Below are 19,402 nucleotides of genomic sequence, written 5' to 3'. Positions count from 1 at the left end.
GATATGAATAATTTGCGCCCAGTGGGGGTTATTGGTACAGGGAAATATGTGCCTGAGAAAATTTTGACAAATAGCGATCTGGAGAAAATGGTCGATACCAATGACGAGTGGATCGTCAGTCGTACAGGAATCAAAGAGCGTCACATTGCTGCACCGGATCAGGCAACTTCTGATCTGGCATACGAAGCGGCTATTAAAGCCCTTGAATCTGCAGGTATGACAGGCAGTGATCTTGATCTGATCATTGTTGCAACGATTACTCCGGATTCTTCGTTCCCATCGACAGCCTGCATCTTGCAGGACAAATTGGGTGCAAAAGGTGCCGCGGCATTTGATCTGTCGGCTGCTTGTTCCGGATTTGTATACGGTTTGGCTAGTGCTACCAGCTTCATCCAAAGCGGTATGTACAACAATGCTCTTGTGATTGGTGCGGACTGCTTGTCTCGCATTACGGATTATACAGACCGTAACACATGTGTCCTCTTTGGTGATGGAGCAGGCGCGGTAGTCGTTGGTGAAGTTCCGGAAGGTCGCGGATTCAAAGCATTCGATCTCGGTGCCGAAGGTGCTGGTGGTAGTCTTCTTCAGATGGAAGGCGGCGGTTCCCGTCTGCCAGCTTCCGCAGAGACCGTTGAAAATAAAAAGCATTACATCTACATGAACGGTCGTGAAGTGTTCAAGTTTGCGGTACGTGTCATGGGGACGGCTACCATTGAGGTATTACGCAAGGCTGGTATGGAGCGTACGGATGTGGATCTGTTTGTTCCTCACCAAGCGAATATTCGGATTATCCAATCTGCGATGCAACGACTTGAACTTCCTGAAGAAAAGGTTGTAGTCAACGTGGATAAGTATGCAAACACATCGGCAGCTTCCATCCCGCTTGCTCTGGTAGAAGCTGCGGAGGAAGGTCGTATGAAAGCCGGAGATACCGTTCTGATGGTTGGATTCGGTGGCGGTTTGACATGGGGAGCATCGGTACTCGTTTGGTAAAATAGACATCTGGGAGATGAATGAGATGGGTAAAATAGCATTTGTATTTCCCGGACAGGGATCACAGGCTGTAGGCATGGCCAAGGACGCGTATGAGTCCGTGCCTGCGGCAACCGAGATTTTTCGCACAGCAGATGAAACATTGGGTTTCTCGCTGAGCAACCTTGTATTTGAAGGACCGGAGACCGAGTTGAAACAGACATCAAATACACAACCGGCTCTGTTGACAGCAAGTATTGCCTTGCTTGAAGCTTTCAAAGAAAAAGGAATTCAGCCTGACTATACGGCTGGACACAGTCTGGGAGAATACAGTGCACTGGTGGCAGCGGGCGTTCTTTCGTTTGCTGACGCAGTGAGCACTGTGCGGGCGCGTGGTCAGTATATGGAACAGGCAGTACCGGGTGGAAAAGGAGCGATGGCTGCTGTATTGGGTGCGGATCGGGAAGCGCTGGGGGTGCTTTGCCGTGACGTATCTGAAAGTGGTCATGCGGTTGAACTTGCCAACATTAATTGTCCGGGTCAAATCGTCATTTCTGGTGTGAAGGAAGGCGTAGCTGCTGTCGCGGAACGAGTGAAAGAAGCAGGCGGTAAACGCGCCATTGCATTGGAAGTAAGCGGTCCGTTCCACTCTTCATTGATGAAGGGTGCAGCTGAGAAGCTGGCAGAGAAACTGAAAACCGTTACGTTCTCACTGGCAGCGGTCCCTGTAGTCGCTAATGTGACTGCAAGACCTGCAGAGGATGGACAGGTTCAGGATTTGTTGACAGCTCAGGTCTATTCTCCTGTATTATGGGAAGACAGTGTGACATGGCTTATTGAGCAAGGCGTGGATACGTTCATCGAGATTGGATCTGGCAGTGTACTGACTGGTTTGATTAAAAAAACAGATAAAACCGTAAAACTGTATAATGTGAACAGTCTTGAGACACTCGAAGCAACGGCAAGTGAATTAGAAGGAGTTATATGAGTTAAACTAAACTTTTTACACGAGAACGGAGAGGACAGAAAAAAACTGAAGAAGCGGAGCGTTCGCCTTTATCACCGGATTTTCCCTTTAGAAAAGGGAATCAAAAAAATCTGGGGATAACAGCGATCGGAAGTTTATTCTGTCATCGGAGTGGCAAGTGTAAACATTCTTTGGTTGAACTGATATAGATTTGGGGAAAGGAGGAATGATTATGTCTAAACCATTAGAAGGTAAAAATGCACTCGTTACCGGGGCATCCCGGGGCATTGGTCGCAGTATTGCACTGGCACTTGCAGAAGCTGGAGCGAACGTAGCCGTGAATTATGCGGGTAGCCAAGCGGCAGCTGAGGAAGTGGCGGAAGCGATTCGTGCCAAAGGAGTCAAGGCGACTACACTTCAAGCCAATGTTGGCCTGATGGATGAAGCTGAACAAATGGTCAAAGCTACACTCGAAGCATGGGGCAACGTTGATATTCTGGTGAACAATGCTGGTATTACCCGTGATAATCTGATCATGCGTATGAAAGAGGAAGAATTCGATCAGGTTATTGAAACCAATCTCAAAGGTGTGTTTAACTGCCTTAAGGCGGTTACACGTCCAATGATGAAACAACGGTCGGGAAGAATTATCAATATCTCCTCGGTTGTAGGTGTGCTTGGTAATGCTGGACAAGCGAACTATGTTGCTGCCAAAGCAGGAGTCATTGGCCTGACAAAGGCATCTGCTCGTGAACTGGCTTCTCGTGGGATCACAGTTAACTGTGTTGCACCAGGTTTCATTGAGACAGATATGACAAAAGAGTTGTCCCAGGAGCTGGTGGACGGTATGCTAAGTGGTATTCCGTTGTCCCGTTTGGGTCAGCCGGATGAAATCGCCGGTGTAGTCACTTTCCTGGCTTCACAGGCTTCATCTTATATGACAGGGCAGACGCTGCATGTTGATGGTGGCATGTACATGTAATTCTTCCCGGACTTGAACAATAGTCGGGGAACAGGCGCTGGACGATCCGAAATGCCGGAAAAAGGCCGGGTTCCCCGGCCGGGAGCCGCATATGTCTTCTATGGCATTTTGCCTGCGATTCTCGTATAATACCAAAGAAGGAGGTGAACCGGATGTCCGATGTATTGGAGCGTGTAAAACGCATCGTCGTCGACCGCTTGGGCGCAGACGAAGCTGAAGTTACACTTGAAGCATCTTTCAAAGAAGATTTGGGTGCTGATTCTTTGGATGTAGTGGAATTGGTCATGGAATTGGAAGATGAATTTGATTTGGAAATCTCTGATGAAGATGCAGAAAAAATCACGACCGTAGGTGAAGTTGTAAACTACATACAATCTCATACCTAAAGTCATTTTTAGTCCCGCACATGTTTTCGAACAGGCGGGACTTCTCATCATTCATTGGTTTTTCTCATTCCGCAAGCAGCTCTACTCAAACAGGCCTATCTTGGTTGAGTAGATGTCTGTTTGTGGATATTCCCACAAAATACTTGCGTAATGCAGTCGATATAGAGGTGACTCGGTTTGAAACAAAGAGTAGTAATTACCGGAATGGGCGTAATGACATCGCTCGGAAAAGATTTGGAAACGTTCTGGGGCAGTTTAATGGCAGGAAAGTCCGGAATTTCTCAGATTGAGGCGTTTGATGTTAGTGAATACACGACACAGATTGCAGCCGAGATCAAGGATTTCAACCCGGAAGAATATATGGATCGCAAGGATGCTCGCAAAATGGACCGTTTTGTACAGTTCGCTGTGGCAGCCGGCTTCAAAGCCGTTGAAGACAGTGGTCTGAAAATTAACGAGAATATTGATGCGGAGCGTTTCGGTGTATCCATCGGATCAGGTATTGGTGGATTGGGTACGTGGGAGGACCAACATAATGCATTGTTGCAAAAAGGTCCAAAACGGGTAAGCCCATTCTTTATTCCCATGATGATCTCCAACATGGCTTCAGGCCAAATGTCCATTTCTCTTGGTGCCAAAGGTCCTAACATTAACGTTGTTACCGCTTGTGCAACAGGTACACACTCCATCGGAGATTCCTTCAAGCTGATTGCCAATGGTGATGCAGATGCCATGATCTGTGGTGGTGCGGAAGCAACAATCAGACCAACGGGTCTTGCAGGGTTCTGTGCGATGCGCGCAATGTCTACACGTAATGATGATCCTGCGAAGTCAAGCCGTCCTTTTGATACAGAACGTGATGGTTTTGTTATGGGCGAAGGCGCTGGTGTTCTGATTCTGGAATCTCTGGAGCATGCTCAAAAACGTGGTGCACGCATTTATGGTGAAGTGATCGGTTACGGTCTGACAGGTGATGCACATCACATGACAGAACCAGATCCGGACGGAGCAGCACGTTGCATGAAGATGGCACTTCGTAATGCGGGTATTGAGCCTGAAGAAGTGGACTACATTAATGCACACGGAACTTCGACTCCTGTAGGCGACAGATCCGAAACGCTTGCGATCAAAAAGGCGTTTGGTGATCATGCGTACAAGCTCGCCGTGAGTTCCACTAAATCCATGACGGGCCACATGCTTGGCGCTGCTGGTGGTGTAGAAGCGGTCATCTGCGGATTGTCACTGACACATCAGACACTGGCTCCAACGATTAACCTGGAAAATCAGGACCCGGAATGTGATCTGGATTATGTACCAAATGTTCCACGTCAAACCAAAGTTAATATTGCCATGTCCAATTCATTTGGATTCGGCGGTCACAATGCCACCATTATTCTCAAAAAATTTGAAGCATAAGGGGCTAGTTCGTTTGAGTGAAGATCTGAAGCAGTTACAACATAAACTTCAAATCAAATTTGACAACAGGCAGCTTTTAAAACAAGCGTTTACCCATGCTTCTTATGTAAACGAACACCGGTTCAGTCAGCATCAGGACAACGAGCGCCTGGAGTTTCTGGGCGATGCCGTGCTGGAACTGACTGTATCGGAATACTTGTATCATTTGTATCCTAACCGTCCGGAAGGTGAATTAACTAAGCTGCGGGCATCCATTGTCTGTGAGCCTTCCCTCGTCAAATTTGCTGAAGCGTTGGGTTTTGGGCAGTATGTACTTCTTGGTAAAGGTGAGGAACTAACTGGAGGACGGACACGGCCGGCTCTGCTGGCAGATGTGTTTGAATCTTTCATTGGTGCATTGTATCTGGATCAGGGGCTTGCGCCTGTCCGGACATTTCTCGACCAGCATGTCTTCCCATTAATCGTATTGGGCAGCAAGCTGCAAATGAGTGATTACAAAACGGAACTGCAGGAACTTACTCAGCATCACAATATGGGAGCTTTGGAATACCGTATCGTTGAGGAACGGGGACCTGCCCATGAACGTGAGTTTGTCTCGGAGGTCCATATGGGTCAAGAACGGCTTGGCAGAGGTACAGGACGTTCCAAAAAGGAAGCGGAACAACAGGCTGCATCTGCAGCACTTGATCGACTGAAGCTTCCGGAAGCCGGAGCTTAACCGATAGCGCATAGACAAACGAAGAGCAAAGAGCAGCCCGCGGGTCCGCCCCGGCGGAAGTAATCGGCCGGACTGCTTTTTGCTCTTTTTTTTGTAAAGAGGTTCAGGAGAAGGTTACCTGATCGTTAACTAAATAAGTTGAATCTTAATTTATACAAAACGAAGAGTGCAGAACCAATTCGGAGAAGCAACGCTAAAAGCTTTCTGAAAGTAAGCTACATCGGAAGCATACGCTCCGTTATCACCGGATTTTCCCCTTGGTAAGGGAATGAAAAAATCTGGGGGTAAGAGCGATCGGAGGATGGTACTGCAATTGGAGTGATCATGTGTAATGACAATTGTTCAATTTATTTAGGCGCTTGAATGCAATACTTGAAATTTGCAAGAGGAGGTGACGAGAAACCCTATGTTTTTAAAACGGATTGAATTGGGTGGATTCAAGTCATTCGCCGACAAAACGGAGATGGAGTTCGTTCGTGGCATTACGGCTGTTGTAGGTCCGAACGGAAGTGGAAAGAGTAATATATCGGACGGAATTCGCTGGGTTCTGGGGGAACAAAGTGCTAAGTCGCTGCGTGGTGGCAAGATGGAAGATATCATCTTTGCAGGCAGTGACGCACGGAAAGCCGTTAATTTCGGTGAGGTGTCGCTAACGCTCGATAACGAGGATCATGCACTTGCATTGGATTTCGGTGAGGTGACGGTGACTCGTCGTGTACATCGCAGCGGAGATAGTGAATATTTTATTAACAAGCAATCTTGTCGTTTAAAGGATATCACGGAGTTGTTTATGGATACCGGCATCGGTAAGGAAGCCTACTCGATTATTGGACAGGGGCGAATCGAAGAGATTCTGAGTACCCGTTCAGAAGATCGCAGAGGTATCTTTGAAGAAGCTTCAGGTATCGTTAAATATAAATCCCGCAAGCGGGATGCGACGCGCAAACTGGATGAGACAGAGCAGAATTTGCTGCGGATTCATGATCTGGTGACTGAACTGGAAGATCAGATTGGACCGCTAAAGGAACAATCAGAGAAAGCGATCCACTATAAGGAACTTCGTTCTCAGCTCAAATCGCAGGAAATTTCCATGTATGTGTACCAGATCGAACAGATTCACGCTTCCTGGAGTAAAGCGAATGAGCGACTGCAATCGTTAAAACAGGAAGAGGTTGGACTCGCAGCAATTGTCTCTACGCATGATGCCAAGCTGGAAAATGATCGGAATGCACTGCGTATCCTGGAAACAGAGACAGAGCAACTGCAAGCCGCTTTATTGCAATTTAGTGAAGCGACGGAGAAAAGCGAAGGGCTTGGGGAGTTGCTCAAGGAGCGCTCACACCATCTGCAAACGAATCAGGAGCAGCTCAAAGTAACGCTTGCCGCCAGTGAAGAGAGACATCGCGAACGGGAAACCGAGTTGCTTGCACTGCGTGAGAAGTTTGGCAAACTTGAGCATGAACTGAGTGATGTGAGAAATCAGCTGTCTCAGGAAGAAGCCAAACTCATCGGTGTCACAGGTGGCATTAGTCAGCAGCAAGAGGAAAGCCTCAAAGGCAACTTGCTGGAACTGATGAATCAGATGGCTCAGACACGAAATGAAATTCGTTATGTGGATCAGCAGAAAGAAACGCTGGAGCGCAGAATGAATCGCGCGGCTGAAGAATCAGGCAAATGGGAAGATCAGAAAGAGACACTGGAAAGTCGGAAAGCGGACATTGAGAAAAAAGTTGTTCGTTTGGGCAAAGAAATCAGTGATCTACGTGGTGGTTACATTACGGAAAGTGAACGACTCCAGTCGCTGCAGAAGCTGCTCGAAGAAAGTCGGGGTACTGTTCGTAAATGGGAACAGAAGCGTGAAGCTCAAGTTTCCCGCCGCGATACGATGAAAGAGATGCAGGATGATTTTGACGGATTCATGCTCGGTGTCAAGGAGGTTCTCAAGGCTTCACGCAAAGGCACACTTAACGGTGTTCATGGCGCTGTAGCTGAACTCGTCAAAGTTCCAGAAAAGATCGAACTTGCAGTAGAGACAGCAATGGGGGCATCCTTGCAACATGTGGTCATGGAAAATGAATCAGTTTCCAGACAGGCAATCGCTTTCCTGAAGCAACGCCAGTTGGGGCGTGCAACGTTCCTGCCTCTGGATGTCATTCGTCCTCGTGCCATTGGAGCGGCTGAACGTTCCATGATCGAAGGTATGGAGGGCTTTGTGGGGATCGGTGCTGATCTCGTACAATTCGAATCCAAATATGCTTCGATCATTGGCAGCTTGCTCGGTAATGTTATTATTGCCGAAACGCTGGAGGTTGCCAATAAAATTGCGGCTCGCTGCCAGTATCGTTTCCGGGTCGTGACCCTTGAAGGTGACGTGGTCAATGCGGGTGGTTCCATGACGGGTGGTAGCCAGCACAAGAAAAATGTGAGTCTCCTCAGCCGGAAACGGCAGCTGGACCAGCTAGACCAGGATATTTTGGATACCGAAAATCAGATCGTGAAACTGCATCGCAGTGTGGATGATGTAAAAGTTCAACTGGAGCAGTGTCAGGACAAACTGGATGAACTTCGTCAGTCCGGTGACGATACCCGAAATGCAGAACAGCAGGCTTCGATGGAAATGAAACAGGTAGAGCATGAGCTTCGCCATGTGCTTGAACAGGTTGCCGTTGCCGGGCAGGAGAAGAGCGGCTTTACTGAAGAGATCAAAGAGCTGGATACGGCTCGCATCGTCGCTGTGAAGAAGTTGGAGCAGCTTGAAGAGGAAGAAAAAGCGACTCATCGTGCCATTCATGCAGCTGAGTTTGCTCGGAAAGCCAATGAATCCGCGAAGGAAGAATTGCAGAGCCAACTCACCGAATTGAAAGTGCGCGAAGGCAAGCTCGATCAGGAGCGATTCTCCAATGGAGAACAATTGCGACGTCTGGAGCGAGAGGTGGAGTCGCTGGTGAAAGATCTTCGTCAGAATCGCACGTTGCTGGCTTCGATGGAAGCAGATCTCAAGAAAACACAGACCGAGAGTGTCAAGCAGATTGAAGATCTGAACCAGTACAAGCTGAAAAAAGCGGAAGCTTCCCAGGAGCTGGACTTCAAACGTGCTGCACGAAGTGAGTTGTCGAAAAAGCTTGAGCTTGCCGAGAGCGAAACGAAGGAACAGCGCACACAGTTAAAAGCTGTGGAAGAGCAGATGCGACAGACGGAAATTTCTGTGAACCGGCTGGATGTTGAGCTGGAAAATATACTGCGAAAGCTGACGGATGAATACGAACTGGGCTATGAACTGGCCAAAGAGCGTTATCCTGTGCCGGAAGATGTGGAGCATACACAGGCAGAGGTACAGAAGCTGAAGCGCAGTATATCCGCTCTGGGTGATGTTAACCTGGGAGCGATTGAGGAGTTCCAGCGAGTCAATGAGCGATACGAGTTCCTGAGTGAACAGAAGAATGACCTGGTGGAAGCTAAAACAACGTTGTATCAGGTTATTCGGGAAATGGAAGACGAGATGGCGAAGCGATTCAAGATCACGTTTGATGCCATCCGCCGTGAGTTCGGTACCGTGTTTACCAAGCTGTTTGGCGGAGGACGTGCTGACCTTGTTCTAATGGACCCGGAGCGCTTGCTTGAAACGGGAATAGATATCGTGGCTCAGCCACCAGGCAAAAAACTGCAAAACCTGCAACTGTTATCTGGTGGGGAGCGGGCTTTGACCGCGATGGCTTTGTTATTTGCTATTCTGCATGTCAAACCTGTACCATTCTGTGTGCTGGATGAAGTAGAGGCAGCACTGGACGAAGCTAACGTGGTACGTTTTGCCCAGTACTTGCGTGAATTCTCCGAACAGACACAGTTTATCGTTGTTACCCATCGTAAAGGTACGATGGAAGAGGCTGATGTGCTGTACGGTGTTACGATGGAAGAGGGCGGAGTATCCAAGCTTGTTTCGGTTAAACTGGAAGATGAGGAAGCAGTAATTGCCTAATTCTGATCCAAACCTGAGAGACAAATGAACTCATTGTAATCATTGAAAATCATTCAGATTGAGCATTTTTGCAAAAGCGCTTAGATTATGGACACGATGGAGGGGCTTTATGAGTTTTTTTAAAAAGCTGAGAGACAGCATTGCAAGCAAAACGGAGTCGGTCACCAAACAGTTCAAGGATGGATTGGAAAAGACACGTAAAGGGTTAGTGGAAAAAGTGTCGGATCTCGTAATCCGCCGCAAAAAAATCGATGAAGAGTTCTATGAAGAACTGGAAGAGATTTTGATCGGAGCAGACGTTGGCGTGAATACAGTCATGAATCTGATCGAAGACCTGCGCGTTGAGGTGAAAAAACGCAAAATTGAGGACGCGGCTGAGTTGCAGCCTGTATTGTCCGAGAAACTGACGGATCTTCTTCGCGGTGAACAGAATAACGAATTGAAAATGAACCCGGATGGCATTACCGTTATTTTGTTCGTTGGTGTTAACGGTGTTGGTAAAACAACAACGATTGGCAAGCTGGCGCATCGATTTAAACAGCAAGGTAAAAAAGTCATCATGGCAGCTGGAGATACGTTCCGTGCCGGAGCCATTGAACAGCTGGAAGTATGGGGACAACGTGCCGGTGTCGATGTGATCAAACAGCAATCTGGTTCTGATCCAGCAGCGGTTATGTATGATGCGGTGCAGGCAGCGAAACAACGGGGTGCGGATGTTCTCCTGTGTGATACAGCAGGTCGTCTGCAAAACAAATCGAACCTGATGGACGAGCTTAACAAGATCTATCGTGTCATTCAGCGTGAAATTCCGGATGCTCCGCATGAAGTACTGATGGTACTGGATGCAACAACAGGTCAAAATGCCTTAAATCAGGCTAAACTTTTCGGTGAGAAAAGCGGTGTAACTGGTCTCGTACTGACGAAACTGGATGGAACAGCCAAAGGGGGGATCGTTGTTGCGATCCGTCAGGAGCTGGACTTGCCTGTGAAGCTCGTAGGACTGGGTGAGAAAATTGATGATCTGCAGCCGTTTGATTCGGAGCAATTTGTGCATGCTTTGTTCGCCGGATTGATTCAGGAACAGCCAGCGGAAAGTGCTGAAGAAGAGGAAGCTAATTCCTAGAATCATTAATAATAGGTTGAATTAATAATGTTAACCGTATTGCCAGTGATATACGTGATAAGTGTCACGTGTAATGTCACTGGCAATACGTGTATAATGGAGGTATAAAGAAGGCAATGTTAAAGGGTTAGAAAGGACGGTTGAAAATGGCCAATACGTATACCTATTCTCGCCGTGAAGAAGTCGCCAATGCGGTGACACATGGAATCGGCGCTGCACTCAGTGTAGCTGCACTGGTGATATTGATTGTATTTTCGAGTATGAAAGGCACGGCTTGGCATGTGGTCAGTTTCACGATCTACGGGATAACCATGCTGCTGCTCTATACAAGCTCTACACTCGTTCATGCATGGAAAGATGGAAAGGTGAAAGATTTATTTGAGATTTTCGACCATTCTTCCATTTATTTGTTTATCGCGGGATCGTACACTCCGCTTTTATTTATTGCTGTTCGCGGTACACTTGGATGGACCCTGTTTGGTATAATCTGGGGTATCGCATTATTCGGCGTGATCTTTAAGGCGTTTTTTACGAAAAAGTTTCTATTCATGTCCACGATTTTCTATATTGCGATGGGCTGGCTCATCGTTATTGCCTGGCAACCACTTATGGCTGCCATTCCTACAGGCGGCATTGTGCTGCTGGTTGCTGGAGGCCTGATGTATACACTGGGTACGCTCTTTTATGTATGGCGTGGATTTCCGTACCACCATGCGATTTGGCATCTCTTTGTGTTAGCAGGCAGTATTCTTCATTTCTTTATGGTACTGCTGTACCTGACACCACTTCGTTAGAACACCATAAACGGATGCATCTCCACGGACTGAGACGCATTCGTTTTTTCTTCTACATAGAGGTGGGTCACAAAGATACAGACAGGATTTGCTTGTTGTAAAAAGGGTATAAACCACCCGTTAAACATCGAAATAACATATCATCAGTGCTGTTTTTATTGTGACAAGTATTTTTGCTTGACAACCTGATTTGTTTTAGGTATTATTAGGAACGTTGCAAGAGTGTAAAGTGTTTTTCCTTGACGAAGGGAGTGCCCCGATGTGAGTCAAGAAAATCGGCTTGAGAAGACAAACCGGATTAACTTGCTGTTTGCTTTTTATGAATTGTTACTTACCGAGAAACAGCAGACTTTTCTAAAGTATTACTTTCATGACGATTTCTCACTTGGTGAAATTGCAGCCGAGTTTGAGATCAGCCGCCAGGCGGTATACGAGCATATCAAGCGTGCCGAACAAGTGCTGGAAAATTACGAAAGCAAGCTGGGCTTGCTGGAAAAGCATGAACGGCGTAATCGCAATCTTGAAGATTTGCAAAATGCATTGGAACGCGCAGGCGTCTCCATTGATAACAACAAACAAATACACGATATCGTTGCTCAGCTTAGTGAATGAAAATTGGCTGAGCGGAACGTATCGGTCTTGAAAACAGTATTAAAGCTTAAGGAGGTGGGATCATGGCATTTGAAGGATTAACGACCCGATTACAGAATGTGTTCAGCAAGCTGCGCGGCAAAGGCAAGGTGTCTGATGAAGATGTAGCCGAGGCTATGCGCGAGGTACGTCTGGCATTGCTCGAAGCGGATGTAAACTTCAAAGTGGTCAAGGAATTCATCGCCAAGGTGAAAGAGAAGGCTGTTGGCAAAGAAGTGATGGAGAGCTTCACGCCAGGAATGGTCATCATCGACATCGTTAACAAGGAACTAACGGATTTGATGGGTGGAAGCCAAGCGAAACTGGCTAAAGCGAACAAACCGCCTACGGTGCTGATGATGGTTGGTTTGCAGGGTGCTGGTAAGACAACCACATCGGGTAAACTGGCTAAAATGCTGCAAAAGCAAAACAGCAGACCATTGCTTGTTGCAGGAGATATTTATCGTCCGGCAGCGATCAAACAATTGCAAGTACTTGGCGAGCAGATCAAAGCGCCGGTCTTCACACTGGGAGATCAGACAAGCCCTGTTGAGATCGCACGTCAAGGTCTTCAACATGCCAAAGATAACGGTAATGGACTATGTTATTATCGATACAGCTGGACGTCTGCATGTTGATGAAGAATTGATGGAAGAACTTCGCCAGATTCACAGCGTAGTGAATCCAGATGAAGTACTGCTTGTCGTAGACAGCATGACAGGTCAGGATGCGGTTAACGTAGCAGAACACTTTAACCAGCAGCTTAATCTGACCGGGGTTGTCCTGACAAAGCTGGATGGAGATACTCGTGGTGGTGCTGCGCTTTCCGTCAAAGCCGTTACGGGTTGTCCAATCAAGTTTGCTTCCCTTGGAGAGAAACTTGACGCTTTGGAGCCGTTCCACCCGGAACGTATGGCTTCACGGATCCTCGGTATGGGTGATATGTTATCTCTGATTGAGAAAGCACAATTAAACATTGATACCGATAAAGCCAAGGAAATGGAACGGAAGATGCGTAATGCAGAATTCACGTTTGAAGATTTCCTGGAGCAGATGGATCAGGTGAAAAAGCTGGGACCAATCGACCAGATCATGGATATGATTCCCGGCATGGGCAAGATGAAACAAGCCAAGGATCTGAAGGTTGATGATAAACAGATGGGCCGGATCGAAGCGATCGTTTACTCAATGACGACCGAGGAGAAACGCAACCCGGACATGATCAACCATAGCCGTCGGAAGCGTATTGCTACCGGAAGCGGAACATCTCTGGCTGAAGTAAATCGTCTGATCAAGCAATTTGATGAGATGCGCCGCATGATGAAACAGTTCTCGGATATGATGGGACCTAAAGGCGGCAAAAATAAAGCGATGAAGCAGCTTAAAGGTATGGGTAAAGGAATGAAGTTTCCTTTCCGTTGATTTAAGCGAAGCTGGATCATATACAGATTTCATTGAAGGAGGTGAATTTTCAAATGGCAGTTCGTATTCGTCTGAAACGTATGGGTGCTCACAAAGCTCCTTTCTACCGCGTAGTGGTATCGGATTCCCGTTCCCCACGTGACGGTCGTTTTATCGAGGAGATCGGTTACTACAACCCGGTTGAACAACCGGCTGTTGTTAAGATCGATGAAGATAAAGCATTGGCATGGCTTCAAAACGGTGCACAAGCATCTGACACTGTCCGCAACTTGCTTAGCAAAGCGGGCGTGATGAAGAAGTTCCACGAGTCTAAATTATCTAAATAAAGTGCTGATTCGGAGGGTCATCTATGGAAGAATTAGTAAGCATAATTGCTAAGGCTTTAGTCGATCATCCGGAAGATGTGGCGGTTCGGACGGTTGAGAAAGACCGGCTTGTCGTTTATGAGTTAACCGTTCATCCTGACGATGTCGGGAAGGTAATTGGTAAACAGGGACGAATCGCGAAATCACTTCGTACGGTCGTCACATCAGCAGCAGTTAAGATGGATAAACGGGTTACCGTTGATATCATATCTTAAAGATATACGAAAGGGGGTTAGGATGCATGTCCTAGCCCCTTTTCGTGCATGCTGAACTTAATAGGTTGGATTAGATATTGAATTAAAATATTTTTGGGTATGAGTGACTTCGGAGCAGTGCAGGGGACGGGATCGATTCTGGAGAAGCGTTAGCGTTCGCCTTTATCACCTCATTTTCACCTTTTAAAGTAAGTTCGAAAAATGAGGGGGTAACAGCGATCGAAAGAACGAACCGTCGCCGGAACGACCGTACGAGAGTCGAAGTAGCTGTTTAGTTTGATTTAATTTCGTAGGAGGAAATATGGCAGAGTTTATGAATGTAGGTAAAATCGTTAATACGCATGGAATTCGTGGTGAGGTGAGAATCATGCCTTTAACCGATTTCCCGGAAGTGCGTTTCGCGAAAAATGCAGAGTTGTTTTTCTTTACACCAGATAATCATCCAGTCATGGTTAACGTGGAATCTTCACGTTTGCATAAAAATATGTATATTCTTCGTCTGAAAGAGTACGGCAATATTAATGAAGTAGAAAAGTTTAAAGGTGGCATGGCCAAAGTGTTAAAAGAGAACCTGGCTGAGCTGGACGAAGGTGAATACTACTTCCATCAAATCGTTGGGTGTTCGGTCATCACCGAAGAGGGTGAAACGCTCGGAACCATCTCTGAAATTTTGACTCCGGGTGCCAATGATGTATGGGTTGTCAAAACGCCAGCAGGTAAGGAAGTGCTGATTCCCGTTATTGATGATGTAGTACTTGATGTGGACATCGAACAGAAGCAAGTGAAGATTCACCTGATGGAAGGGCTGCTGTAACATGAAAGTGGATGTATTAACGCTATTCCCGGAGATGTTTGACGGTGTGTTCGGAGCAAGCATTCTGGGTAAAGCCCAAACGAAGGGGCTGGTGTCCCTCGGTGCAACCAACTTCCGTAATTATGCGACCAATAAACATAATACAGTAGATGATGCTCCATACGGCGGAGGCGGAGGTATGGTGCTAAAACCAGATCCGATCTTTGCTGCTGTAGAAGATGTTCTGGAGCAACGCGGAGAAGCTGCGGCATCGATGAAACCTCCACGTATCATTCTAATGTGTCCGCAAGGTGAGACGTTTACACAGAAAAAAGCAGAAGAACTTGTTCAAGAAGATCATCTGATTTTTATATGCGGACATTATGAAGGTTACGATGAGCGCATCCGCGAATTTCTCGTGACGGATGAACTATCTATAGGTGATTACGTACTCACGGGTGGGGAGTTACCTGCTATGGTTGCGATCGACAGCATCGTACGTCTTATACCCGGTGTGCTTGGCAATGAGACAAGTGCTGTGACGGATTCATTCAGTACTGGACTCCTCGAATATCCACACTACACACGTCCACCCGAGTTTAGGGGCATGAAAGTACCGGATATGCTGTTGTCGGGACATCACCTGAACATTGAGGCATGGCGCAGAGAACAGTCGTTGCTTCGTACGCTGGAGCGCAGACCGGAGATGTTGGAAATGGCTGATTTGACGGATAAAGAGCGAGTTTGGCTGAAAAAGATACGCTCAAACCGTGAAAATGGCACAGAGTAAGTATAATCGTATAAACACGTAAATATTAAATTTCCAGAGTTGCAAAAGGCCAACCTTGATACCCACAGGTTGGCTTTTTTTGTGTACATTGAAAAGAATACTGGATTTTTATTGGTATATTCTATAAAATGAAAATATAATTAATGAAACTTAGTTTCATTAAGTGAAACAAAAGGCGGTGTATGAATGTACAATATTATTGGTCTTGATCATATTCAGCTCGCAGCACCAGAAGGTTGTGAAGCGGAGGCGCGTCATTTTTTCAATAAAGTACTGGGCTGGACGGAGATTCCCAAACCTGAAATTCTGAGAAAACGGGGTGGTGTATGGTTCGAGTGTGGCTGACACCAAGTGCATATAGGGGTACAAAAAGATTTTATTCCCGCCACAAAAGCTCATCCGGCATTTCATGTACAACATTTGGATCAGTTACGTGATCATCTCATTCATAACCAAATTCATATTGTCGATGACGAAGCAAGGATAGATGAAGGTGTAAGACGTTTCTATATAAATGATCCTTTTGGTAATCGTCTTGAGTTCTTAGAGTGGCAGTAAATCATGCGTTTAAATTGTGTGTTTTGAAGGCAGACACTTTTTTGCAGCTTTGAACATTTTTGCATGACCACAAAATATGGTTGTAAAAATAAGGGGTTTTCTTTATGGTGAACTCAGCTGGATTTGAATAACAACGATAAGCTGAGGAGGAAGATGATGAGCAATCAGCCTTATGAAATCGCCAGAGTAGATATTAGCGAAGCTGGAGAACGCTGCAAAATGCTTTTGGGAGATTTGAATGGGGATGGCAGACTTGAAATGTTGCTGGTACAGGCAGATGGGGGTATAGACGATCGGTATGTCCCGCATCAGGTATGTTGTTTGACTGCGTTTGATCTGGAAGGAACATTACTATGGCAGGTTGGAACTCCTGATCCCGATGCAGGTGGTCCGGGTTCAGACTATCCCGCTCAGATCGCAGATTGGGATGGAGATGGAAATAATGAAGTGTTGTGTGTCATGGACAAACAATTTCTCGTGTTGGATGGCCGGACCGGAGAGATCAAAGAAACACGTGGTCTGCCAGGGGATGAAGCACATGACTGCATTATTCTCGCCAACCTGACGGGTAACCAGCAGAGAATGGACATTATACTGAAAGACCGCTATAAGACGTTATGGGCACTCGATCATGATTTTAATTTGTTATGGAAGCATGAAGGGAATCCGGGACATTTTCCATGGGTATATGACATCGATGGAGATGGGAAAGATGAAGTGATGGCCGGATATGACATGCTGGATCATGATGGGACGTTATTATGGACTTGTCATAATCTCGATGATCATGCTGACTGTATATGGTTTGGAGACGTTGACGGTGATGGGGAAGTTGAGGTTGTTATCGGTGGCAGTGTTACGGTCATGATGGACCGCTACGGTAATGAGAAGTGGCGTTATGAAGACTCGATTGAATCACAGCATATTGCGTTAGGCCATTTTTGTACTGGAATGGAAGGTTTACAGATTGCAGGTCTGGACCGGATTGTCCGGGGGGATGAGCATGGTAAGGATGGAATGTTCATGCTGGATAGCGCTGGGAAAGAAATATGGAAAGAAAACCGCACGACTCGTGGCTGGTTAACCATTATAGAGCCTGTATGTAACTGGGATGAAGGTGGACTCGATTATATTTTGGCGTATCGCAGAGGTGGAGATGTGTTGCCTTCTTTGGTAGATGGAGATATGAAAACGGTTACTGAATTCCCGAAAGAGGGATATGCGGTACATGCAGACCTGGTTCAGACGGGGAAAGAACAGATCATCATCTATGACGCAGAGAAAGCAGTGATGTATTCCAGCTCTCCGATGACATTATCACTTACCGATGCAAAAAGAGCCAAGCCACAGCTAAAAAGGCTGTATAGCTCGACTCTGTATCCGGGCGGTGAAGTTAAAATCTAGGTTTTACTTATCATTCTCCGATGCAGGTAATTCGTTCTGCGGACTGGATTCGGGTTGAAGCAAGGTCGCCAAATCAGTACCTGTCGTGACCGTCAAGCGAGGCAGCTTCATGGGATGATCTCCTGGATGCACAAATCCAGACTTTACGGTAAAAGCCATGCGATATCCATGTTGCTGTAACTTGTAGATCATCTGTGTGCTGGTATAACCAAAAGGATAGGCTAAATAAGGTGTGTCTATTCCGGTTTCCTTCATATGCTGGATATCATCATCCAGAAGACTGGTGTCCAGACCGACAGGTACGCTGTTCCCACAGCGCATAAATCCCTTATGATGCAGGTTATAGGTATGGCTGTTAAATTCAAATACGTCAGTTGCCGCCTGCATCTCTGGCTTGGAGATGAAACTGTTGATGGCGGGCTCAAATACCGAAGGCTGATCCTGAATTTTACTGCCTATGACAAACAGCGAGGCATGAAAATTATATTTCTGAAGCACAGGGTAAGCTAGAGTATAATTGTTCTGGTATCCGTCATCAAAGGTAATTACAATGGACTTCTGTGGTAAGGATAACTTTCCATTAACATATTGTTCAAGCTGATCCAGTGAAATTGTCCGGTAGCCTTCATCATGCAGGTATTTCATATTTTGCTCAAAATCCTCCAGATTAATGATGGATTTATTATCTGTCTCGTGATTATTCAATTTGGGCTCTATGTAATGATACATCAGCACAGGAACTTCTGTAGCGGTACCTTGTTCAATCTGGAAGGTAGAACGATCCAGCGCAGATTGGTTAGAGAAGTCAGTGTGTGACAGCTCGAATGCTTTGCGTTTGACTATGTCCCAGGAAGTGCAGGCTTTGTGTGACAGTGCATTCGTTGGATGAGTTACGGCATATGAATATAGTGTAATGAAGCATGTGAGCATGGCGAGTAGGGCAAGTGTGATCTTTTTCCAATATTTCATGAGTCTTGGGATTCTCCTTTTAAAGTGGTCAATAAGTTATATCATAGACGATATTTCTACAATGGAAGTTACAGTATTTTTTCCTGTATCAGGTTGACTCGCAGATGAGAGCGTTGATTCACGGTCCATATGAGAGAATGTATTTTAGAATGAAGTCAACATGAGATGGATGAGTATCAGCATTGCTGATTGATCAATAGGCATTTGTTTAATTTCTCTTGTGTTTTGATATGCTGCGTGATACAATAAGTCTGTTATGTGGAATACGGCGGTCCTCTATGGATAATGAAGGAGACAAGGTGATCTCTGGAAGAAGTATGAACGCCTGTACGGAAGGAGGGAGTCATAGATGAATATCGTTCAAGCGATTACACAAGAACAACTTCGTAAGGATATTCCGAGTTTTCGTCCTGGTGACACTTTGAAAGTGCACGTTAAGGTAATCGAGGGAACTCGTGAGCGTATCCAATTGTTCGAAGGTGTTGTGATTAAACGCCGTGGTGGTGGAATCAGTGAGACTTTTACAGTTCGTAAAATTTCTTACGGTGTAGGTGTGGAAAGAGCTTTCCCGCTTCATTCCCCTAAAATCGATAGAATCGAAGTGGCTCGCCGTGGTAAAGTTCGTCGTGCGAAGCTTTATTATCTTCGTGAACTACGCGGTAAAGCAGCGAGAATTAAAGAAATTCGTTAATATAACGGATACCGGGAAGGGCTTGGAGACAAGCCCTTTTCGTTTTTGTCCGGGAAAAGTTGAACCGGAGGTACACTTCCGAGTAAAATGGTATGGCAACACATGCGGTGAATAGTCCGGGAGGCTTGTAAAATCAGTTATTGAAGTGCGTGTTCAAAAGACCGGTTTCAGTACCGACTTTTTGAACAACCTCTTGAAGGCATTTGAATTGTGGATTAAATGTACTGTAAT

Annotated in this window: 17 protein-coding genes and 2 pseudogenes; 18 read left to right on the top strand and 1 reads right to left on the bottom strand. The window is 46.2% G+C overall.

Annotated features, from left to right (window positions below):
* Window positions 1-3 precede the first annotated feature (3 nt).
* The 17 genes and pseudogenes from QF041_RS09510 to QF041_RS09430 all read left to right on the top strand — a co-directional run bounded on the left by QF041_RS09510 (window position 4) and on the right by QF041_RS09430 (window position 17,511).
* A complete protein-coding gene (locus tag QF041_RS09510) occupies window positions 4-993 on the top strand; it encodes a beta-ketoacyl-ACP synthase III (RefSeq protein ID WP_091034990.1) in 990 nt (329 codons plus the stop codon).
* Between the two features lie 25 nt (window positions 994-1,018).
* A complete protein-coding gene (gene fabD, locus QF041_RS09505) occupies window positions 1,019-1,960 on the top strand; it encodes an ACP S-malonyltransferase (RefSeq protein WP_307413730.1) in 942 nt (313 codons plus the stop codon).
* Between the two features lie 211 nt (window positions 1,961-2,171).
* Window positions 2,172-2,921, top strand: coding sequence for a 3-oxoacyl-[acyl-carrier-protein] reductase (gene fabG, locus QF041_RS09500; RefSeq protein WP_307413728.1), 750 nt, complete (start codon window positions 2,172-2,174; stop codon window positions 2,919-2,921).
* Window positions 2,922-3,073: 152 nt separating this feature from the next.
* On the top strand, window positions 3,074-3,307 hold the full coding sequence (gene acpP, locus QF041_RS09495; RefSeq protein ID WP_024630176.1) for an acyl carrier protein: 234 nt from the start codon (window positions 3,074-3,076) through the stop codon (window positions 3,305-3,307).
* Between the two features lie 177 nt (window positions 3,308-3,484).
* On the top strand, window positions 3,485-4,723 hold the full coding sequence (fabF, locus tag QF041_RS09490; RefSeq protein WP_062833763.1) for a beta-ketoacyl-ACP synthase II: 1,239 nt from the start codon (window positions 3,485-3,487) through the stop codon (window positions 4,721-4,723).
* A gap of 13 nt (window positions 4,724-4,736) precedes the next feature.
* Window positions 4,737-5,441: a ribonuclease III gene (gene rnc / locus QF041_RS09485; RefSeq protein ID WP_036670338.1), complete on the top strand. Its 705-nt coding sequence runs from the start codon at window positions 4,737-4,739 to the stop codon at window positions 5,439-5,441.
* 406 nt (window positions 5,442-5,847) lie between these two features.
* Entirely contained in the window at window positions 5,848-9,417 is a 3,570-nt protein-coding gene (smc, locus tag QF041_RS09480; RefSeq protein WP_307413724.1) for a chromosome segregation protein SMC, read from the top strand.
* A 109-nt stretch (window positions 9,418-9,526) separates the two neighbouring features.
* Entirely contained in the window at window positions 9,527-10,540 is a 1,014-nt protein-coding gene (gene ftsY / locus QF041_RS09475) for a signal recognition particle-docking protein FtsY (RefSeq protein WP_091031943.1), read from the top strand.
* Between the two features lie 146 nt (window positions 10,541-10,686).
* Window positions 10,687-11,334: a PAQR family membrane homeostasis protein TrhA gene (gene trhA, locus QF041_RS09470; protein WP_017689222.1), complete on the top strand. Its 648-nt coding sequence runs from the start codon at window positions 10,687-10,689 to the stop codon at window positions 11,332-11,334.
* A gap of 261 nt (window positions 11,335-11,595) precedes the next feature.
* On the top strand, window positions 11,596-11,946 hold the full coding sequence (gene ylxM, locus QF041_RS09465) for a YlxM family DNA-binding protein (protein ID WP_017689221.1): 351 nt from the start codon (window positions 11,596-11,598) through the stop codon (window positions 11,944-11,946).
* Between the two features lie 62 nt (window positions 11,947-12,008).
* Window positions 12,009-13,386, top strand: a pseudogene (gene ffh, locus QF041_RS09460) (signal recognition particle protein).
* A gap of 53 nt (window positions 13,387-13,439) precedes the next feature.
* Complete coding sequence (rpsP, locus tag QF041_RS09455) at window positions 13,440-13,712, top strand: 30S ribosomal protein S16 (protein WP_017689219.1); 273 nt, start codon at window positions 13,440-13,442, stop codon at window positions 13,710-13,712.
* Between the two features lie 23 nt (window positions 13,713-13,735).
* On the top strand, window positions 13,736-13,966 hold the full coding sequence (locus QF041_RS09450; protein ID WP_024630185.1) for a KH domain-containing protein: 231 nt from the start codon (window positions 13,736-13,738) through the stop codon (window positions 13,964-13,966).
* A gap of 301 nt (window positions 13,967-14,267) precedes the next feature.
* Window positions 14,268-14,780 (top strand): ribosome maturation factor RimM, encoded by a 513-nt coding sequence (gene rimM, locus QF041_RS09445; protein ID WP_091031941.1) that lies wholly within the window; start codon window positions 14,268-14,270, stop codon window positions 14,778-14,780.
* A 1-nt stretch (window position 14,781) separates the two neighbouring features.
* Complete coding sequence (gene trmD, locus QF041_RS09440) at window positions 14,782-15,549, top strand: tRNA (guanosine(37)-N1)-methyltransferase TrmD (RefSeq protein ID WP_307413720.1); 768 nt, start codon at window positions 14,782-14,784, stop codon at window positions 15,547-15,549.
* A gap of 186 nt (window positions 15,550-15,735) precedes the next feature.
* Window positions 15,736-16,107: pseudogene (locus QF041_RS09435) on the top strand (VOC family protein).
* A gap of 156 nt (window positions 16,108-16,263) precedes the next feature.
* Window positions 16,264-17,511 (top strand): hypothetical protein, encoded by a 1,248-nt coding sequence (locus tag QF041_RS09430; RefSeq protein WP_307416935.1) that lies wholly within the window; start codon window positions 16,264-16,266, stop codon window positions 17,509-17,511.
* A 3-nt stretch (window positions 17,512-17,514) separates the two neighbouring features.
* Here the strand turns inward: QF041_RS09430 and QF041_RS09425 are convergent, their stop codons facing one another.
* Window positions 17,515-18,480 carry a polysaccharide deacetylase family protein gene (locus QF041_RS09425; protein ID WP_307413718.1) on the bottom strand — a complete coding sequence of 322 codons (966 nt, stop codon included), beginning with the start codon at window positions 18,478-18,480 and terminating at the stop codon, window positions 17,515-17,517.
* A gap of 349 nt (window positions 18,481-18,829) precedes the next feature.
* Here QF041_RS09425 and rplS point away from each other — a divergent pair, with 349 nt between their 5' ends.
* Window positions 18,830-19,171, top strand: a complete 342-nt coding sequence (rplS, locus tag QF041_RS09420; protein WP_024630190.1) for a 50S ribosomal protein L19 — start codon at window positions 18,830-18,832, stop codon at window positions 19,169-19,171.
* Window positions 19,172-19,402: the final 231 nt, after the last annotated feature.

The organism is Paenibacillus sp. W2I17, assembly GCF_030815985.1.
Classification (GTDB): domain Bacteria; phylum Bacillota; class Bacilli; order Paenibacillales; family Paenibacillaceae; genus Paenibacillus.
This window is presented reverse-complemented; position numbering and strand designations above follow the sequence as displayed.